We start from the raw sequence: 20,053 nt of genomic DNA, 5'->3' as shown, positions 1-20,053 counted from the left end.
TCAAAATACTGACAGTTCCATCATCTATTGCTAAATGATTTTCCTATTATTTATTTCTTGTGAAGCATTTGATATTTTTTAAGCATACCGAACAGATAAATCTATTCGGCGCGCTTTCATCAAGTGCTCACATTTATTGACTGTTAATTGTTAAAGAACCGAATGGTTTAAATTCTTTTCCGCTCAAACCAAGGCTTTTATTTACCTGATTTAGCAACGAAGCGTTGTGTTCGTTTGCAGCAGAGAAGCGAGATTATGCAGCAATTTATTAACCCTGTCAACTCCCTGACCGCTTTTGCTGTTCTTTCTGATGCATCTTATTCAGATCTTGTCGCTTTCGCGTCAACTTCATCAAACCGAACCGCCGGAGTTCCTGGCTGCTGCTTTCTTCTTACTTCCCGTTTTAGCGGGAGGCGAACTATAGCAAAGTACACCTCAATTAGGCAAGGGAAATTTGAAAATGATTTAATTTATATGGATTAAATGAAATTGAGGAGCAACTAGGCATCTAACGCATCAGCTGATTTGAGTACCACCGCAATCGCTCTGTCGAACAAGCTGGCATTTTCGACCAATCTGGCCGTTCCTCGACTCAGATTGGCACAGAAGTTATCGATCGAAATAACAGCAGGTGCTGCATGGGATTTGAAACTGAGGACCATACTATAGGCACCTACATTAATCCAGTGGATACACCCTCGCCAGAATTTATCATCTAAATTCATTTCAATTGCAGCCCCAGCGACTAACTGTGCACGCATTGCATCGACATCTATCGTTTTTATTGGCGGACTCAACCGTGTTGCCCCCGATTGAATGCCCTGCGAATGGAATTCATCGCTGGTCAGCATCATGACATTGAGCCCCAGTTCCTGCAGGATATCAACCAAATACTTACGCATTTCCTCAAATTTGTCCTCAGTCGCAATGTCCGAGATGACGAGTGCGGGTTGCCTCATAAAATCATCGAATAACGCACGCACCTTTTGTAACGAGAAGTCGGCGACCGTACCAAGTTGTGGATTTTGTGCTCTATGATGTGCATCACTCAACCAATTAAACAATGCATGCTGTTTAAACTGGTTTAACTCCATGATTTCCATACCCCGCCTCAGGCTATCCATCATCGGCGGCATCAGTTCAGAAAACTGCAATTTGTCTTCCCGACTGATTTTGGGCCGTATACTCCACACAACATCAGGAACAAAAGCTCGGAGATCGCTCGCCAGTTCAGGCTCTTTGCGATCTGCAAGATTAATCGCTCTGACCCATTCTGTTTCAAGAAAAGCTAAAAATTGTGGTGGTAAGCCGAAAGGCAACAGCGCCGCTCTCAGGGTTGATGCAGTTTGTTCAAACTGGCTATAACGGATCTGTGCTTCTTCAACCGATTTGACTGTTCGCCTAATCACTTTGTCCTGAATGCGCAATTCTCGCAAAACGAAGATATCAAAGCGATTAATAATGCGCTGAAACAAACCCGGAATACTGCAATCATGTTTAGCTAGGGTTTTGAAGATACGTTCAATTTCTAGGTCAAACTGGATTTTTTGTGATTCTATATGCTGCACCCCAAGGCTTACTACGGCAATACGATTAAGTAGGAGCCTCGCGGGATGCTGTACAGAGCGCAAAAAATCAGCCTCGATCAACGCCAACTGCAGGAAGAGAAATTGCACCCGCCCGATCTGGATACGCAACTCTAACGACAGTAATGAGTCGAACAGAATCGATTCAAACACCAACGCTACGACATCGATCTTCATTCGCTCCTCGTTTGAGCGAGCGAACTGCAACAAGACTTCACGCTCTTGGTAAAGAAGATTTTTTACTTCGCCCTGCTCATTGAGCATGTCCCTATATCGCGGAGTCAATAATTTATGCATCTGACCAACAATACTGGGGAAATCCAATCCAGCAAATGAGAATGTCTCCTGCTGTCTGCCAACACCTTCAGAGGGGCGCGCAGAGGATTCATGGGCCAGTTGTAAGCGCTGTATAAGTTGCCGGCTAACAGCGACGTTCTGTTTGATGACGTTATTAGTAGCAAGTGTTGCTGGCGACAAGGGGCGCCACCTTGATTTGGTTTCCCAGCTTAAGTCTTCTTCTGCACCAAATGCCATCCGCAGCACATCACCAAGACCAGCGCCCCCTTCCAACCAACACAAGGGCTCTGATTCATGATCGCCAAGACCAATCTGGTCGGCAGTTGCCTTCGAAAATCCAGCTCTCCCGCGCACGGCTAAAAAGAGCTGGTGAATATTTATCGCTGGTTTGGTGATCAGTTGCGGAAATCCACCGCTGGCAGTCGCATACGATGGCGAAGTGACGGAAGCAATCCGCTTTTCAGGGCGACTCACGCCCAGGTGATGCGATTGCGCATCATCGAAGAGGGTCGATAAGGTTGAACGTGGTGGCGGGGTTGGCGGCACTTTGTTAATCTTCAATGACAAATGCACATTGACGCCGTGTTTTGCCAATTCGGCATTAGCCCGTTGATACATCGCTTTGACATAATTACTGATCGTCTCGCCAATTTGCGTCACCAGAATCGCAGTCAGTTCCGGCGACAGTTTGAGCGTTTCAACAGAGGCAGAAATGCAACGTGCTAGTAAATAGGGGCGAAAAGGGTTTTCCCGCTCACGGATATCGTTTTCATTGAACAAAACAGAAAGACGGATATTTAAATCGACTAACTCCTGCTCAGCACAGTCACGAAACAACTGAATAATATTATTAAAACGCAGAGAATTCTCAAAGGTCGACGAATCCAAGAGACCGATATTATCTAAGGACAACGACAAGGCAGAGGAGGTTGGGCGAAACGCCTGATAAGTAGTTTCAATACTACGGTCCAACAACTCAATCATGTTGAGGATCAGTTGTCGAGTTAATTCCTGACGATGCTCTTGCAGAATGACACGCGCATGAAAAATCTCCGCCTTTTCTAATGGCGATTGGGATGCATTTGCCTTAACAAACAGAGCTTCTATCGCGGGCGAGACAATGAACTGAATCGCGCTTTGAAAACTATTAAGAAACTCTGTGCGTGCACTTTTGAGTAATTCCTTTGGCTGCATACAGATCCTATTGCATAAATTACTTCATACAATATACAAAATCCCCTCCATATTCTGCAAAAATGAGTGGAAAGTTTAAATAACTACCACTCATAATGCAACGAATGCTGTCAAGCTGCCTTCTTTTTGCGGGTAGTGACTTTTTTAGCCGCAACGAGCGGCGCGACTACCGCTTCCTCGGACTCAGCCACTTTGGGCTTCGCGCCGGCTTTTGCAGCGGCAGGTGCTTTGGCTTTGCGTTCCTCAAATTCAAAGCTGACTTTGCCATCTTTACCTCTGACGAGGAAGGCTTTGAACGGGCGACGAGTTCGCTGCGACACAAAACCGGGTAATAAATCCGTTTTACCGTCCACCAGTAATTTCACCATTTGCTCCGGCAGAATCTCTTGCTGCAAAATGATCCTGCCGCTTCGGAAATCACACGATTTTGGTTTCGCCATTGATTTTTCACAAACATAATTCAGTGGCATTTCATATACGCCACTACCGCATTTCGGACATGGTCCTAACGAAGTTTGCGCGCTGAAATCGACGCCTTCACCTTCTTCGCCATCATCCTGACTCTGACCAAAATCAAACTCCAGCTTGAGATTGTGATGCTCGGTGTCCGGCACAATTTTCAGGACTGCAGCAAATGGGCGGCCCATTTTTGAACGGAAACCTTGTAGAGGGCCAATTTCACGTTTGGACAATAGCTCTTCCACCTCGGCGACTTCAAATTGACGACTGCCTGGAGTTTTGCTCATCGAAAATTCGCATTTGGTGCACGCAAATCGACGGTAGTTTTCTTTGACGACGCCACCGCAATGTGGACAAGGTGTATGCAGCGTTGCATAGTCACCTGGGATGGTATCGTTATCGTATTCTTTCGCACGTTTGACGATAATTTGCGTCATCTGAGCAATTTCGCGCATAAATTCTTCGCGGCTGATTTTACCTTTTTCCATTTGCGAGAGTTTGTATTCCCACTCACCAGTCAACTCTGGCGATGTCAACTCGTCGACACCAAGACCACGCAACAAAGTCATCAATTGCGATGCTTTAGCAGTTGGGATCAACTCACGGCCTTCACGCAACAGATACTTTTCAGTCAGCAAACCTTCAATGATGGCTGCACGTGTTGCAGGTGTTCCCAAGCCTTTGCCCGCCATGGCGTCACGCAGGTCACCATCATCAACAAGTTTTCCAGCACCTTCCATCGCTGAGAGCAATGTCGCTTCGCTATAACGCGCAGGCGGCTTTGTGACCAGGCCATGTGCTGTTACATGATCGGCTAAGACTTTTTCACCCTTAGCAACAGCAACCAAGGTACCTTTGCCCTCGGTGTCTTTTTCTTCTAAGGCTTCTTTACCGTAAATCGCTAACCAGCCAGCATTGGTCATGACCTTGCCTTCGGTTTTAAAGTGATGCCCAGTCACTTCGGTAATGCGGGTTGTCACCTGAAATTCTGCTGCAGGGAAAAACACTGCCATAAATCGACGCGTCACAAGGTCATACAATTTTTGCTCAGGTTCGGACAGATTTTTTGGTGCCTGACCCGTTGGGATGATCGCAAAGTGATCGCTGATCTTGCTATTATCAAAGATACGTTTGTTTGGTTTGGCCCAGTTATTTTTTAAGATCTGTGTCGCAAACTGATAGTAATTATTATTCTCAGAGATCGTACCCAGCGTCTGTTTAACTGTTTCCAGATAATCTTCCGGCAAATGACGGGAGTCAGTACGCGGATAAGTCAATACTTTATGTTTTTCGTACAAAGCTTGTGCGAGACCAAGAGTATTTTTGGCTGAAAAACCAAATTTAGCATTGGCTTCGCGTTGTAAACTGGTCAAATCAAACAAGCCTGGTGCCATTTGAGTGGCAGGTTTGGACTCTTCAGTCACATTACCCTGGCGTCCACGGCAAGCCGCAACGATCGTATCTGCCGCCAGTTTGCTCCACAAACGTTCGGCTTTCTTCTCAGGATCGTGTTCGTCTTTTTTGAACTGTTGATCCATCCACCGGCCTTCATAAATACCAGCGGCGCAAACGAATTCGGCACGGACTTCCCAGAAATCACGTGAGACAAACTTTTTAATTTTTTCTTCGCGTTCGGCAACGATAGATAATGTTGGGGTCTGAACACGACCAACGGTGGTCAAATAGAACCCACCTTCTTTGGAGTTAAATGCAGTCATGGCACGGGTGCCATTAATACCAATCAACCAGTCGGCCTCTGAGCGACAACGCGCTGCGTCAGCTAATGGCATCATGTCTTCATCAGTACGCAACTTCTGGAAACCATCACGGATCGCGCCAGGCGTCATCGATTGCAGCCACAAACGTCTGACCGATTGCTTTGCTTTTGCGTGCTGTGCAATCAAACGAAAAATAAGCTCACCCTCGCGGCCCGCGTCACATGCGTTGATCAGTGCCGAGACATCTTTGCGTTTAATCAACTTCGTCAACACTTTTAGTCGTGTTTCGGTTTTTGCGATTGGGTTTAATGCAAAATACGGTGGAATCATTGGCAAATGAGTAAAACTCCACTTACCACGCTTGACGTCGAACTCTTCCGGTACGGTAATCTCCAGCAAATGACCAACTGCTGATGACAACACATACTCTTCAGATTCGAAATAATCATCATGCTTGGTGAAACCTCCCAAAGCTTTCGCGATGTCGGCTGCGACTGATGGTTTTTCGGCAATGATGAGCGTTTTTGTCATTTCGTGATTCTCGAATGGTGTTCGGTGCGAGGAAAAAATGTCGAATTCACAACACTTTTCCTAAATAAGCGTAAGACTAACCTAAATTAGCGGGAAATGATAAGCGTGATGGTCTAAAAATCACCATCAATATGCGATTTTTGTCAGAAATTTACGAATATTGAAATGATTAATGCAAAAGGCGCGTGGCATTGTCGTCATCTGACAACAATAATTCATCAAACATCAACATATCTGGCTCAGTCCCTTGGCTCCACAGCATCATCAGGACAATAATCCGCAATTTATCCAATGGTAGTGGTGACTCGTTGACAGCCAAGGCCCGTTCAATCACGATCTCTCGTTGCAACGAAGACAATAAACCGGCCGATTCTAAAAACTGGATAAACCCGATTGCCTGGGTTCCTAAGGCAGAAATTTCAATTGGAGCATAGACCCGAAAACCGCTTGAGCTCTTTGGCGCTGGTTGGGTTTCGTCGGTGGTCATCGCTAAACCAGTTAGCCAGTCCAGCGCTTCTGAAATTTCGTCTTCGGGAAAGCCAACAGCGGACAATTTTTTAACCAAGGCTGCAGTATCCGGGCAAGCATCTGGCCGGTAATAAGTTTCGTAGAGGTAAACAAGGATATCAAACATGGCACTACTCTATCTCGTGCAGCTGTTTCGGACAAGTCCCTAAATACAGATTACAGGATAGATTTTTGATTTTCATCGATATCGGGCAGTGAGATGAAACACGTTCACTTCGAAAGTAGATAGAAAGACATGTCAAAACATTCTTTCTTAAAGGCAAGTTAGTAAATGGCGAGTAAGCCGATGTCAAAAAAATCAGTTCGCTGAAGGTTTCTACATCGGAAGAGCCTCGCGTCATTGTCGGTTTATGCTAAACGACGAACTAACCCTCCCGGCAAAGACTCAATTTGACCAGCTAATTCCAGACTAAGTAATTGCGTCGTCAAAGACACAATGTCCAATCCACTGTGCTGCGCCAGCAAATCAAGCGGCAATGGATCGTACGTCATTGCCGCTAACAAGGGATGCATTGACGATACATCGTGCGGAGCACCTTCTGCGATTAACGGTAGTGATTGAGAAGCGACTGGCGAGATGGGTGAAAATTGCAATTCTTCCAAAATATCTTGCGCTGACTCAACCAACTTGGCACCCTGTTTAATCAATTGATGACAGCCTTTGGCCAATGGGGAGTGAATCGAACCAGGAATCGCAAACACTTCGCGTCCTTGCTCTGTGGCCATCCTTGCCGTAATCAAGGAACCGGATTGAGCAGCCGCTTCAATAACGAGAACGCCCAAAGCAAGACCAGAAATAATACGATTACGGCGCGGGAAGTTTGCCGCTACCGAGGGCGTTCCGAGTGAGTATTCACTGACAACACAACCGTTATCAACAATAGCATGTGCAAGCTTTCTGTTTTTAGCAGGATAGACAATGTCGATTCCTGTGCCAATTACCGCAATCGTACCACCAACGCCCCGCAAAGCCCCTTCATGGGCAGCCGCATCAATGCCTGCAGCCAACCCCGAACTGATCGACAGGCCTGCATGACTTAATGCTTCTGAAAATTGGCCGGCATGACGTATGCCTTGTACTGTAGCATTTCGGCTACCGACAACACCGATACAAGGAGCATCGAGAAGTTCAAGTCGTCCCTTTACATATAACAGGTTTGGTGGATCTGGAATTTCTAGTAATGACCGCGGGTAATTCCCGTCCGCCAGAGTAATGATGTGGTTATTCGCTTGCTGACACCATTCCTGCGTCTTTTGGGTTAAGACGAGTAAGGCCTCTGGTGGTGGCTGCAGCAGTGCCTTGGCAATTCTAGGGGTAACAACCGCAGTTAATTGCTCATAACTTGCGGCGAATATACGCTCAGGTAAGCCAAAAGCCTTCAATAAGTTTCTTGCGGTCGCTGCACCGACTCCTGGTGTTTGCTCCAACCGCAACCAAGGGAAAAAATCCGGAAACAAACTTAGTCCCCCATATCTGAGTCTGTCAATTAATGCGGAGAACGAGCAACGTCGCCCACCTTGACAATATCCCTCACCTGCATAATCAGACCATAAGAAATCGTGTCAAATACGCGGAAAATGAAGACGTTACCGTACAGTTCATCAGGCAATTTCACGAGACGCTTTTCATCTGTAAGGTCTCGGATTGTTGCGCCATGGCGCTCCAATGACAATACGGTTCCAAGGTCAACGCCGTTATCACGGCCGCGATTAATCGCAACGATCTGATTTTGACCGGCAGCGTTCACACCACCGTAAATACTCACGATGCGAGCTCTGATATCTTTGCTTGGTGGGTGAGGTACGTAGTTGATAATCGGGGTCGGTGGCAATGGGATCAAACGATCTCCGATCGACATCTCTTCTTTGGATTTCACAACGATGAAGGTATGGACGTCTCCCTCCTCGCCCGCTTCACGTTCGAGTTTCATCGTGCCAACAAAAGCCGCTTCGTAACCAATCACAAGTCCCGTATCAGGATCTTTTAAGGCGACACCGGGACGGAATACCTGGAACGAAGTGCCGCCATTGAGATCACCGCGGACATAGGATTTTTCACCTTGCCCCGTGTTGACACGCCCCTCGCTCGCCGCGATGATACGTGGCGTCCGGTCGAGTGCATTGCGCTCTATCACCAACGGTTGGGATAAGAATGGCTCAATAATTGATGCTGGGATGGATGTAATCGCGTCTGCGCCTATACCCTCAACGCGTGAATGCGGTGTCCACTTGACGAGAGGAATACCTCCTGCTGAGCCATCACCGTTACCATTTCCGGCAACATTGGCAAGACGCAAGCGTTGATTAACGCGATCAAAATAGATAATCTGACCAGGGTAAATCCAGTGTGGGTTATGAATATCTTCTTTATTCATGCCCCAGACCTCCGGCCAACACCAAGGATTCTGTAAAAATTGTGCAGCAATACCCCAGAGCGTATCACCTCTGACCACGAGATGCTTATCAGGGGCATCGGGTAAAAATGCACATTTGCTACTATTTGCGATAGCTTGCGCCTGCGCAATGCTCGCATCCGCTGGAGATGCAAACGAAACTCCATGCGTAAATGAAAGACCAGCGGCGAAGAAGGCGGCGATTGTGCTAAACTTTTTCATGTACATTATCCGATGCAAAATGCTGCAAAACAGCAAACTGGCAGGTATGCAGGCAAACGCTTGCAAAACTTGCCAAATTGAATCAAATTCTGCCCATAAATCCTTGAACTAGCAAGAAAAACTACGCAATTGCCTCTTTGGCTTGTTGTGAAAAGTCTTATGTCCATACTAAATATTTTGCGGTATCCCGATCCGCGCCTTCACAAAAAGGCAAAACCGGTGACTGTATTTGATGATCGTTTACAGAAACTCATCGCCGACATGGCGGAAACGATGTATGACGCTCCCGGCGTCGGCCTTGCCGCCTCGCAAGTCGATGTTCACGAACAACTCGTTGTTATTGATACATCAGAAGCCTGCGACCAGCTACAGGTCTTTATTAACCCGGAGATTGTCTGGGCCAGTGAAGAGAAGAAAGTCTATGACGAGGGTTGCCTGTCAGTACCGGGTGTCTACGATGGTGTAGAGCGTCCTGCCGAAGTCAAAGTAAAAGCACTCGACGCCAATGGCCAGTCATTTGAAATTCACGCCGATGGCTTGCTGGCGGTTTGTATCCAGCATGAGATGGATCATTTGCTGGGCAAAGTGTTTGTCGACTATCTGTCACCACTGAAGCGTAATCGTATCAAAACGAAAATGATCAAAGAAGAACGCGACATCGCCCGTAAAGAGGCAAATCGTCGATGAAAGTCATTTTTGCCGGCACGCCGGAATTTGCTGCCACAGCGCTTGCCGCACTGCATCAGGCCGGACACGAGATTGTTCTGGTGCTGACGCAGCCGGACCGTCCGGCGGGGCGAGGTATGCAATTACAAGCATCGGCAGTCAAACAATATGCGCTCGCCCACGATATGCCGGTTGCCCAGCCAGTATCTCTGCGTTTAAACGGTAAATATCCGGATGTCGCAGCAGAAGCACATGCGCTGTTACAACGTACACCTCATGATGTGATGATCGTTGCGGCGTATGGCCTGATTCTACCTTTGTCTGTATTAAAGATTCCTCCAAGGGGTTGCCTGAATATTCACGGCTCCTTGTTGCCCCGCTGGCGTGGTGCCGCTCCTATCCACAGAGCCATTGAAGTAGGTGATGCAGAAACAGGCATCACCATCATGCAAATGGAAGAGGGACTTGATACAGGGCCAATGTTGCTATCCCGTCGTATCAGTATCAAAGGCACCGACACCACGGGCAGTTTGCACGACTCCCTAGCAGCAATGGGTGGTGAAATGATCGTGGAAACCCTGCGTTTGCTGGAAGAAGGTCCGCTATCGGCCACGATACAGCCTGAGGATGGAGTCACTTACGCAGCTAAAATAAGCAAAGAAGAAGCTGCTCTCGATTTTAGCCAATCAGCGGAAGTACTGGCCCGAAAAATCCGCGCATTTAATCCGTTTCCAGGCACTCATGCCCAGTATGGCGATAAGACGATTAAAGTCTTTGCTGCCCATGCAATTGCAGACAAAAACGCCGACAAGCATGCGACGACAAAGCCAGGAGAGGTACTCAAAGCTTCTGCCCACGATGGCATTATTATTGCGTGTGCCGAAGGTTGCCTACAACTCGCGGAGTTACAAAAACCTGGCGGTAAGCGCCTGCCTGCTGCTGAATTTTTGCAAGGATTCCCACTCGCTGTGGGTACGACATTCATCCTGAAATAAAATATGCGATACAACAGAACAATGACTGCTGTTGTTCTGCATTCAGGCTTACTAATCGGCGTTTTGATTGTCGCTTATGCCGTCGTTTTCAGGCGAAAAGCGCCCCCTGTGCTGCGTGACTAATCGCTAAGACGGCCGGATGCGTCAGTTTGCGCTGAACAGAAATCGCGTAAAACTGTTCGCAGATCTCCTCTGTGCGGCCAATCAGACTCACATCATATTGCTTCATGACCGTCTCGCTGATCACAGTGGGGGCAGCGAACATACCCGCGCCAGCCTGACCAAAAGCACACATCAGTGCACTGTCATCAAATTCTCCAGCAATCCGCGGACGTAATCCTTGTTGATCCATCCATTGCAACAAACGCGAACGCATTGCGGCGTCTTCACCAGGTAGTAAAAAAGGGGCGGCCTCAAGACATGCTGGGAATGTGGCCGGAAATTGCTGACGTAAAGCCTCGGTCGCAAAGAAACTGACACCGGACTCACCCAATAGGTGATTATAGGCACGGACTTTGGTTGTCGCCGGCATGGGACTATCTGAAATCACCACATCGAGCTTATGCGCAGCCAGATCAGCCAACAAGATATCGAATTTTCCTTCACGACAATTAATCCGCAGAGTTTGAGGTAATTGCAAAGCAGGTTCCAGCAATTTATAAGCGACAATTTTAGGTAATGCATCCGAGACACCCACCCGCAATTGCAGCGTTCGCTCGGTCGGACGATGATGCAAGACTTCTTCCAACTCTTGTCCTAAGGCAAAAATATCTTCGGCATAGCTGAGTACTAGACGGCCTGCTTCCGTCAGCTCGAGGTTTCGTCCGCTTTTACGAAACAAGGCCTCGCCTTGGTTCTGCTCAAACAAACTTAACTGTCCACTGATGGTTTGCGGGGTAAGATGCAGTTGTTCACTGGCGCGCGCAATACTACCCGCCTTGGCAACAGCCCAAAAATAGTGCAAATGCTTATAATTTAGATTGGACACCGTTCACTCACCTCACTATTAAGCTTGTGCGCATTTGTAATTGTTCGGTTTTTACGAAGTATTTATCAATTATATTCGACTTTTATTACTATTCATTTGCTACTACACTAGTCTTACTCTTTAAAAAAGGGTAAAGACATTCAGCCAGACAGCAATGTCTTCATTATTTCAGGAGAAAAGTATGAGAATCACTGGTCGTAACGATGCACGTAACGTGCAAACTGTTGACTACATCGACGCTACCGCGAGCGATAGTCTAAACGTACTGCGCAACACCTACATGTTGCTTTCGATGACGTTATTATTTTCAGCGTTGACTGCGGGATTAACCATTGCTTACGCAATTCCTGGTCCAGGTTCTATCCTAACGCTGATTGGCTATTTTGGTTTGCTGTTCGCGACGACCAAGCTGCGTAACAGTGCTTGGGGTATTTTGTCTGTCTTTGCGTTGACTGGATTTATGGGTTATAGCTTAGGCCCTATTCTGAGCCACTATCTGCACATGCCAGGCGGTACGGCTATTGTGATGACAGCCATGGGTATGACTGGTCTGATTTTCTTGGGCCTATCTGCTTACGTACTAATCAGCAAACGTGATTTTAGTTTCATGGGTGGTTTTCTGATGGCTGGCATGATTGTGGTGCTGGTAGCGAGCTTGGGTGCCATTTTCTTCCAGATTCCAGCCTTATCATTAACAATCTCGGCAGTCATGGTGTTGTTGATGTCAGGCATGATTTTGTTCGAAACCAGTAACATCATCAATGGTGGCGAAACGAACTACATCATGGCAACAGTCAACTTGTACGTGACGATTTTTAATCTGTTCATCAGCTTGTTACAGTTGCTGGGCTTTGTTGAGAAAGACTAATGATGTTGCATTCCGTTGCTCAACCCTGGATGTGGGCAGTATTTATTGCCTTTGTGTTCGCGATGCTTGCCATTGATGTATTTGCACTGGGTGGTTCGCGTGCACACAAAGTCAGCATCAAGGAGGCGGCGGTCTGGTCTGTGATCTGGATTAGTCTGGCATTGGGTTTTGATGCCGGACTCTGGGTCTACCTCAAGCAAACAATAGGTGCGGAAATCGCGTCAGCAAAAGCGATGGAGTTCCTGACTGGTTATGTGATTGAGAAATCGCTGTCAGTGGATAACGTCTTTGTCTTTTTGCTGATCTTCGGCCACTTTTCTGTCCCGATTCAATACCAACGCAAAGTATTACTGTACGGTGTTGTTGGTGCCATCTTTATGCGTATTGTGATGATTCTGGCAGGTAGCTGGGTGGTCACACAATTTGCCTGGGTGATGTATCTGTTTGGGGTGTTTTTGCTGATCACCGGAGCGAGGATGTTGCGTTCGTCGGATCACGAAGCAAACGTTGATAACAACCCGGTACTGAAATTAGCGAAGAAATTATTACCGTTCACGAACGAATTTCATGCTGAAAAATTCAGCATCATTCGAGACGGGAAACGATTCTTTACCCCGTTGTTGTTAGTGTTGATCTTAATTGAAGTATCAGATGTGATCTTCGCAGTAGATTCGATTCCAGCTATTTTTGCGGTGACCACGGATCCGTTTATTGTCTTTACATCAAATATTTTTGCCATTATGGGTCTGCGTGCTTTGTACTTCTTGTTAGCGGATATGGCAGATCGCTTCCATTTGCTGAAATTCGGGCTAGCGTTTGTATTAATGTTTGTTGGTATTAAAATGTTAATTGTTGATTGGATGCATGTTCCAACCGATATTTCATTGATCATTATCGGCGTCCTTCTGGGTACTTCGATTGTTGCCAGCTTGATCAGTACGCGTAAATCGTAATTTCATTACGCTGTACTCTACTTGTTTCCCATTGGGTCTGTTTCTTGAAAACAGGCCCTTTTTTTATCCTGCTGCCGTCTTGGCCGTCATTGGCACTTACGCACGAAACATATATCGATCTAACCACAATGTATAAGCAAAAAGTCTTAAAAAAACCTCATATTGCGTCCAAGCCATTGATCTGACGTATAATTTGTCTTTCCAGCGCCGATTTGAGATTCAGATTGCGGGCGCGTAATAAGTGCTGCTAAAAGGACGTCGCCCGATCCGCCTGCATGCACAAGCCGATCGGGTTTTTTGCTTTTTGCGAGTGAACATCATGAACCTATCCCTGCCAGTCTCCGCCACCGAAACCCGTTTGCGTGAAATTTTGCCACAACGCATCATGATCCTCGATGGTGCGATGGGTACCATGATTCAACGCTACAAGCTGACTGAAGAAGATTATCGCGGCGAACGATTTCAAGATTTTTCTGTGCCAGGCAAAGAACTGTTCGTCAAAGGCAATAACGAGTTATTGACCTTAACGCAGCCGCATATCATTCAAGAGATTCACGAACAATACCTCGCAGCCGGCGCAGACCTGATTGAAACCAATACATTTGGCGCCACAACCGTCGCTCAGGACGACTACCACATGGCGCATCTCGCCTATGAGATGAACGTTCAGGCAGCCAAAATTGCCCGCGCCGCATGTGATAAATATTCCAGCGCCGACAAACCACGCTTTGTGGCTGGGGCCTTAGGACCGACACCAAAAACGGCATCGATTTCTCCGGATGTGAATGATCCAGCCGCCCGTAACGTCACCTTTGATCAACTCGTTGCTGCGTATCTGGAGCAAACACGTGGTCTGGTAGAAGGCGGCGCCGATGTCTTACTGGTGGAGACGATTTTCGATACGCTCAACTGTAAAGCCGCTTTGTTTGCGATCGACCAGTATTTCGAAGAAATGGGCAAGACACTGCCGATCATGATCTCCGGCACCGTGACGGATGCCTCAGGGCGTATTCTGTCGGGTCAAACCGTTCCTGCGTTCTGGAACTCTGTCCGCCACGCCAAGCCACTAACGATAGGCTTAAACTGCGCACTGGGCGCTGCGTTGATGCGCCCTTACGCAGAAGAGTTATCCAAAATTGCCGACACCTTTGTGTGTATTTACCCCAATGCTGGTTTGCCCAATCCGATGAGCGATACGGGCTTTGATGAGTTGCCAGAGGACACCTCGGCCTTGTTGAAAGAATTCGCAGAAGCAGGTTTCGTCAACATCGCCGGTGGTTGCTGTGGAACGACACCACCGCACATCAAAGCGATTGCAGACATCTTACAAACGCAAGCGCCGCGCGTTGTTCCAAGTATCGAACCCGCAATGCGTTTATCAGGTCTAGAACCATTTACTGTTGACGCACACTCCTTGTTCGTCAACGTTGGCGAGCGTACCAATGTCACAGGCTCGAAAGCGTTTGCCCGTCTAATTCTGAACGAACAATATGATGAAGCCTTAGCCGTCGCCCGCCAGCAAGTAGAAAATGGCGCGCAGGTCATCGATATCAATATGGATGAAGCGATGCTCGATTCTCAGGCAGCGATGACGCGCTTTCTGAACCTCATTGCCTCGGAACCTGATATCGCCCGAGTGCCATTGATGATCGACTCATCAAAATGGTCAGTCATTGAAGCTGGTCTGAAATGTGTTCAAGGTAAAGCCATCGTTAACTCGATTTCAATGAAAGAAGGCGAAGCAGAATTCCTGCGTCAGGCCAACTTGTGCAAACGTTACGGTGCAGCTGTCATCGTCATGGCGTTTGATGAAAAAGGGCAAGCAGATACCTACCAACGCAAAATAGAAATCTGCGAACGCGCCTATCGCTTATTGGTCGATAGTCTCAATTTTGATCCGCAAGATATTATTTTTGATCCAAATATTTTCGCAGTTGCCACGGGGATTGAAGAACATAACAATTATGCCGTCGATTTTATCGAAGCAACGCGCTGGATTCACCAGAATTTACCTGGTGCAAAGATCAGCGGTGGTGTGTCTAATGTGAGTTTCTCTTTCCGCGGCAATGACCCAGCCCGTGAGGCAATTCATACGGTCTTCTTGTATCACGCGATTCAAGCCGGCATGACCATGGGCATCGTCAACGCTGGCATGGTGGGTGTCTATAGCGAGCTCGCACCGGAATTACGTGAACGCGTGGAAGACGTCGTTCTCAATCGCCGTGAAGACGCCACCGAACGCATGATTGAGTTTGCCGCAACCCTAAAAGCGGGTGGCAAAAAAGAAGAGGCCACACTGGAATGGCGTAGCGAGCCTGTTGGCAAACGACTGGCACATGCAATGGTACATGGCATCACCCAATGGATCGTTGAAGATACCGAAGAAGCACGGCAAGAGATCATGAACAACGGCGGTCGCCCAATTCAAGTCATTGAAGGACCGTTGATGGCTGGCATGAACATCGTCGGTGATTTGTTTGGTCAGGGCAAAATGTTCCTGCCGCAGGTGGTCAAATCCGCACGCGTAATGAAGCAAGCTGTTGCGCACCTGGTGCCGTTTATCGAAGAAGAAAAGAAACGTAGCGGTGACAATAAACCCAAAGGAAAGATCGTCATTGCTACGGTCAAAGGCGACGTCCACGACATCGGTAAAAACATCGTCACGGTCGTACTGCAATGTAATAACTTTGAAGTGGTCAACATGGGCGTGATGGTGCCTTGTTCAGAAATTCTGGCCAAAGCAAAAGCAGAAAATGCTGACATCATCGGCCTATCTGGGCTGATTACGCCGTCCCTAGAAGAAATGGCTTATGTTGCGAAAGAAATGCAACGTGATCCGCATTTCCGGATGATGAAGATTCCATTAATGATTGGTGGCGCAACGACCAGTCGTGCACATACCGCGGTAAAGATCGCGCCGAACTACGAAGGTCCGGTCGTCTATGTTCCGGATGCATCCCGTTCGGTTTCTGTGGCGCAGTCTTTACTGACGCCAGAAAGCCGTGATCAGTATATTGCTGATCTGGGTACGGATTATGAACGCATCCGCGTTCAGCATGCCAACAAAAAAGCGACTCCGATGGTCACGTTGGCACAAGCTCGCGCCAATAAAATGAAACTCCGCTTTGACGGTGCCAATACGCCGGTCAAACCGAAATTTATCGGACGTCGTGTATTCAAAAATGTCGACCTAGCGACACTGGCAAACTATATCGATTGGGGTCCATTCTTCCAAACCTGGGATTTAGCAGGCCCGTATCCAGCAATCCTCACCGATGAAGTAGTCGGTGAAGCGGCCAGCAAGGTCTTCGCTGAAGGCCAAGCAATGTTGAAGAAGATCATTGAAGGTCGCTGGCTCACAGCCAATGGCGTGGTGTCTTTGTTGCCGGCCAACACCGTCAATGACGATGACATTGAAATTTATACGGATGATAAACGCACTGAAGTTGCGTTCACTTATTACGGCACACGTCAGCAAACTGAAAAACCGGTCATCGATGGCGTTGCCCGCCCCAACCAATGCTTATCGGACTTTATCGCACCGAAAGACAGTGGTGTCACAGATTACATCGGTATGTTTGCCGTTACCGCTGGCTTGGGTATCGAAAAGTATGAACAACGGTTTGAAGCAGCACACGACGACTACAGCAGTATCATGCTCAAATCGCTGGCAGACCGCCTGGCAGAAGCATTTGCTGAATACCTGCATGAACGTATACGTACCGATTTGTGGGGCTATGCGACGAACGAATCACTCAGCAATGCAGATCTGATTCAGGAAAAATATGTGGGTATCCGTCCAGCACCCGGTTATCCGGCGTGCCCTGAACATACAGTAAAAACGGTGATGTTCCGGCAAATGCAGTGTGACGAGATCGACATGCATATCACCGAATCATGGGCGATGATTCCTGGTGCGGCAGTATCTGGCTTTTACTTTGCACATCCGGACTCAAAATATTTTAGTGTCGGCAAAATCGGCGACGATCAAGTCAATGACATGGCAAAACGCCGCGGCGTTGCGAAAGAAGAAATCGAGCGATGGTTAGCACCAAACTTATAAATACCGTCAAGAGAGAAGACGTGTACACAGCACCATGATGATGTGACGGTAGCGGCTATCAGCATTGACTACCGTCTTTTATTTGCGCCAGTGATGCCAGTAAAAAAATAATGGCGGGAGTTTTATAAGACACTCACAATTTAGGTTGCCAATTACGCGTTTCTTCCTGAACCTGCGCGATTTGTTCTTGATTTAAGCCGGAACTAACTAAATCACGGCTATCCATGGACTTGCTGCCAATAGCGAAACTCGCCTGTAATAAGTAGTGGTATCCAGCAACTACATCTTTCTCTATACCCATGCCATACAGATAGTGGCGCCCTAATTGAAATTGGGCAGAAGACAGCCCTTTTGCAGCAGCCTGCTTCAACAAAGCAACCGCCATTTTTTCGTCTTTAGGCAAACCATTTCCATTGCTATACAGCATCGCGAGGTGATATTGCGCTGCCGGATTTTTCTGTAGCGCAGCATTCTGATACCAAGCAGCTGCTTTCTTAAAATCCTGTGGAACGATCTGACCAAGTTCACATAATGAACCGAGGATCAATTGGGCCGACGAAAAGTTCTGTTTTGCAGCCTTATTCAACAATGTCAGCGCATACGCTTCATCTCTGTCCTCACCTTCAGCCGTCAGATATAACAAACCTAGATTAGTCTGCGCACCTGGATGGCCTTGTTCTGCTGCGCGTGTCAGCCATAGTCGAGCCTCCTCCAGACTCTGATAACCAAAGTCACCATTCAGATAAGCTAATGCTAGGGTATTCTGTGCCTCGACGTCTCCTAACAAGGCCCAGTGCTGCACTTGCATTTCGTCTTCATCAAAATCATCATCACCAACGGCGCTGGCACATGAAGCCATAATCGCTAGTGCAAAAAAAAGATGGAGGAACTTTTTCATCATTCTCTTTCGCTTTTTTGGACTTGATTTGATACTACGCTGGTCACATCCAAAATCATGTTTCTTTCGTGTCGAATAAGGTAACGAATTGTTATGAAGAAACTGACTAATCTCTAAGTCGCAAGGTACACTATTAAAAATTTAAAGGGAAGGGCTTAATTTTGAATCACATTACCCAAAAAAAATACCGTATCGGTTTAATTGCAAATCGCTCGCATCAGGATGCACAAGGTTCAGCGTTAGTTAAATTAATTCGTGGTGCCCAACAAGCGATTTCTTTTCTGGAACCAGAATTTGTGGTGGTTGGCCGAACATTAGACGCCATGGTAAGTCATGGTCTCATGGACATCTGTACGCAAATAGAACGCTTTCCCTATGGGCGTGACGGCGGCTTAATGAAGCTGGTGTCACGTGTCGTCGACAGTGATCCTGCACGCGCTGTGGATGCGGTCATTTACTTGATTGATCCTGTCGATCCATCTTCCATTTTTCCGGAAGCGGTGGCGTTAAAACGGCAATGTGTGATTCATAAAAAGCCTTTCCTTGCCACGTTGGCCAGCGCCCGCGAATGGCTGGAGTTGGAGGCGCATTCTCAGGGAGCGCCATGCGATATCAGTCTTAATCCAAGCTTTCACTTGCAGCATGAAAGTATCGCGCTCATAGCCCACGACGCGATGAAACAAAAAATGTTGTTACTTGCTGAAAAACATTTTTCGCTACTAGACCAGTTCGCCCACCGTTACGCGACGGGTACAACGGGTGGGTTACTGAATCAGCTTGCACAAAAAATGAAAGGCGAAGAAGCCGGAAAAAATTGGGTGAAACCCTATTTATCAGGACCACTGGGAGGCGATGCGCAATTGGCTGAATTGGTGTTAGACCGCGACATCCGTCGAATTCTTTTTTTGGAAGATCCGCATGTTGCCCGGCAACACGAAGCCGATATTCAACTATTAGAAAGAGCGGCGCGCACCGTCACCGATTTTTCTCAGGTCATCAGCGAAGTGGATGGCGCAGATCATTGGTTAACTTGCTTGCAGCAACGTGTGAATGCTCATTAAATGAACGATTTGTTTTATACAAAAATCGCAATGAAACTCGAGAAGAGTGCTTTACGTTTATCTGGGGAGAATCAATAATGACGCGAAGATATTTAGACATGAACCAGCATGATGCTTTATACAAAGTCGCGCGAGCCTACCCCGGTGGCATTGAAGCACTTGCTGCCAAATTAGATATCTCTGTCAACGTACTACGAAACAAATTGGCACCGGGAATCGAAACACATTACCCGTCATTTGAAGAACTCTCGCAAATCGTTGAATGTTGCGATGCAGCTGGCGTCGCAGAGGCGCACCTGCCACTGCACGCCTTACTCGGACGACACGGGCTGGCGGCGTTTGTGATTCCTGAACCTGGACAAATTAAAGACGACGACTTGTCGCGCTCGGTGTGCCGCGTCATGAGTCAAGTGGGCGACGTTGCAGAGGCGGTGTCAACCGCCTTGATAGACGGCGTCATTACCGATACAGAAGCAGATCTGATTGAACGCGAGTTTCAAGCAGCACTCACTGTATTGGGAGAATGGCGGGCACGAATCCGAGCGCACCGACAATCGCAAAATTAAGTCTTCATGTACATGATGAAATTGATCGACACATAAAAAGATGAAAAACGACGCAGCGCAGATTGCA

The 20,053-nt window shown here is 47.4% G+C and carries 14 protein-coding genes; 7 read left to right on the top strand and 7 right to left on the bottom strand.

The genetic code is table 11. The annotated features are described in order from the left end of the window. Nucleotides 1-500 precede the first annotated feature (500 nt). From ACO0KV_RS09085 to ACO0KV_RS09065, 5 genes are all read right to left on the bottom strand, one after another. Nucleotides 501-3,077 (bottom strand): DUF1631 family protein, encoded by a 2,577-nt coding sequence (locus ACO0KV_RS09085; RefSeq protein ID WP_423042019.1) that lies wholly within the window; start codon nucleotides 3,075-3,077, stop codon nucleotides 501-503. Nucleotides 3,078-3,187: 110 nt separating this feature from the next. After that, entirely contained in the window at nucleotides 3,188-5,785 is a 2,598-nt protein-coding gene (locus ACO0KV_RS09080; protein ID WP_423042017.1) for a DNA topoisomerase III, read from the bottom strand. A 169-nt stretch (nucleotides 5,786-5,954) separates the two neighbouring features. Beyond that, nucleotides 5,955-6,419, bottom strand: a complete 465-nt coding sequence (locus ACO0KV_RS09075; RefSeq protein WP_423042015.1) for a DUF494 family protein — start codon at nucleotides 6,417-6,419, stop codon at nucleotides 5,955-5,957. A 242-nt stretch (nucleotides 6,420-6,661) separates the two neighbouring features. Further along, complete coding sequence (dprA, locus tag ACO0KV_RS09070) at nucleotides 6,662-7,771, bottom strand: DNA-processing protein DprA (RefSeq protein WP_423042013.1); 1,110 nt, start codon at nucleotides 7,769-7,771, stop codon at nucleotides 6,662-6,664. Between the two features lie 29 nt (nucleotides 7,772-7,800). Then, nucleotides 7,801-8,928, bottom strand: coding sequence for a LysM peptidoglycan-binding domain-containing protein (locus tag ACO0KV_RS09065; protein ID WP_423042011.1), 1,128 nt, complete (start codon nucleotides 8,926-8,928; stop codon nucleotides 7,801-7,803). Between the two features lie 159 nt (nucleotides 8,929-9,087). Between ACO0KV_RS09065 and def the strand changes: the two genes are divergently transcribed. Continuing rightward, nucleotides 9,088-9,615: a peptide deformylase gene (gene def, locus ACO0KV_RS09060; protein ID WP_423042009.1), complete on the top strand. Its 528-nt coding sequence runs from the start codon at nucleotides 9,088-9,090 to the stop codon at nucleotides 9,613-9,615. Beyond that, nucleotides 9,612-10,589, top strand: coding sequence for a methionyl-tRNA formyltransferase (gene fmt, locus ACO0KV_RS09055; RefSeq protein ID WP_423042007.1), 978 nt, complete (start codon nucleotides 9,612-9,614; stop codon nucleotides 10,587-10,589). Before def ends, fmt begins: the two co-directional genes overlap by 4 nt. Nucleotides 10,590-10,677: 88 nt before the next feature. On the opposite strand, the gene nhaR is transcribed toward fmt, so the two are convergent. Next, a complete protein-coding gene (gene nhaR, locus ACO0KV_RS09050; protein WP_423042005.1) occupies nucleotides 10,678-11,577 on the bottom strand; it encodes a transcriptional activator NhaR in 900 nt (299 codons plus the stop codon). Nucleotides 11,578-11,758: 181 nt separating this feature from the next. Between nhaR and ACO0KV_RS09045 the strand changes: the two genes are divergently transcribed. The 3 genes from ACO0KV_RS09045 (at nucleotide 11,759) to metH (ending at nucleotide 17,461) form a co-directional block, all read left to right on the top strand. After that, complete coding sequence (locus ACO0KV_RS09045; protein ID WP_423042003.1) at nucleotides 11,759-12,445, top strand: Bax inhibitor-1/YccA family protein; 687 nt, start codon at nucleotides 11,759-11,761, stop codon at nucleotides 12,443-12,445. Beyond that, nucleotides 12,445-13,398 carry a TerC family protein gene (locus ACO0KV_RS09040; protein ID WP_423042001.1) on the top strand — a complete coding sequence of 318 codons (954 nt, stop codon included), beginning with the start codon at nucleotides 12,445-12,447 and terminating at the stop codon, nucleotides 13,396-13,398. Before ACO0KV_RS09045 ends, ACO0KV_RS09040 begins: the two co-directional genes overlap by 1 nt. A gap of 319 nt (nucleotides 13,399-13,717) precedes the next feature. Continuing rightward, on the top strand, nucleotides 13,718-17,461 hold the full coding sequence (gene metH / locus ACO0KV_RS09035) for a methionine synthase (protein WP_423041999.1): 3,744 nt from the start codon (nucleotides 13,718-13,720) through the stop codon (nucleotides 17,459-17,461). Between the two features lie 133 nt (nucleotides 17,462-17,594). Here the strand turns inward: metH and ACO0KV_RS09030 are convergent, their stop codons facing one another. Next, nucleotides 17,595-18,362 (bottom strand): tetratricopeptide repeat protein, encoded by a 768-nt coding sequence (locus ACO0KV_RS09030; RefSeq protein WP_423041997.1) that lies wholly within the window; start codon nucleotides 18,360-18,362, stop codon nucleotides 17,595-17,597. Between the two features lie 155 nt (nucleotides 18,363-18,517). On the opposite strand from ACO0KV_RS09030, the gene ACO0KV_RS09025 reads away from it, so the two are divergent. After that, nucleotides 18,518-19,420: a methylglyoxal synthase gene (locus tag ACO0KV_RS09025; RefSeq protein ID WP_423042025.1), complete on the top strand. Its 903-nt coding sequence runs from the start codon at nucleotides 18,518-18,520 to the stop codon at nucleotides 19,418-19,420. A 98-nt stretch (nucleotides 19,421-19,518) separates the two neighbouring features. Next, complete coding sequence (locus ACO0KV_RS09020; RefSeq protein WP_423041995.1) at nucleotides 19,519-19,986, top strand: phage regulatory CII family protein; 468 nt, start codon at nucleotides 19,519-19,521, stop codon at nucleotides 19,984-19,986. Nucleotides 19,987-20,053: the final 67 nt, after the last annotated feature.

The sequence above is a fragment of the Undibacterium sp. RuRC25W genome (assembly GCF_049339825.1).
Taxonomy (GTDB): domain Bacteria; phylum Pseudomonadota; class Gammaproteobacteria; order Burkholderiales; family Burkholderiaceae_D; genus Undibacterium.
Note: the sequence above shows the minus strand (reverse complement) of the source record. Positions and strands in the feature narration are given on the sequence as shown.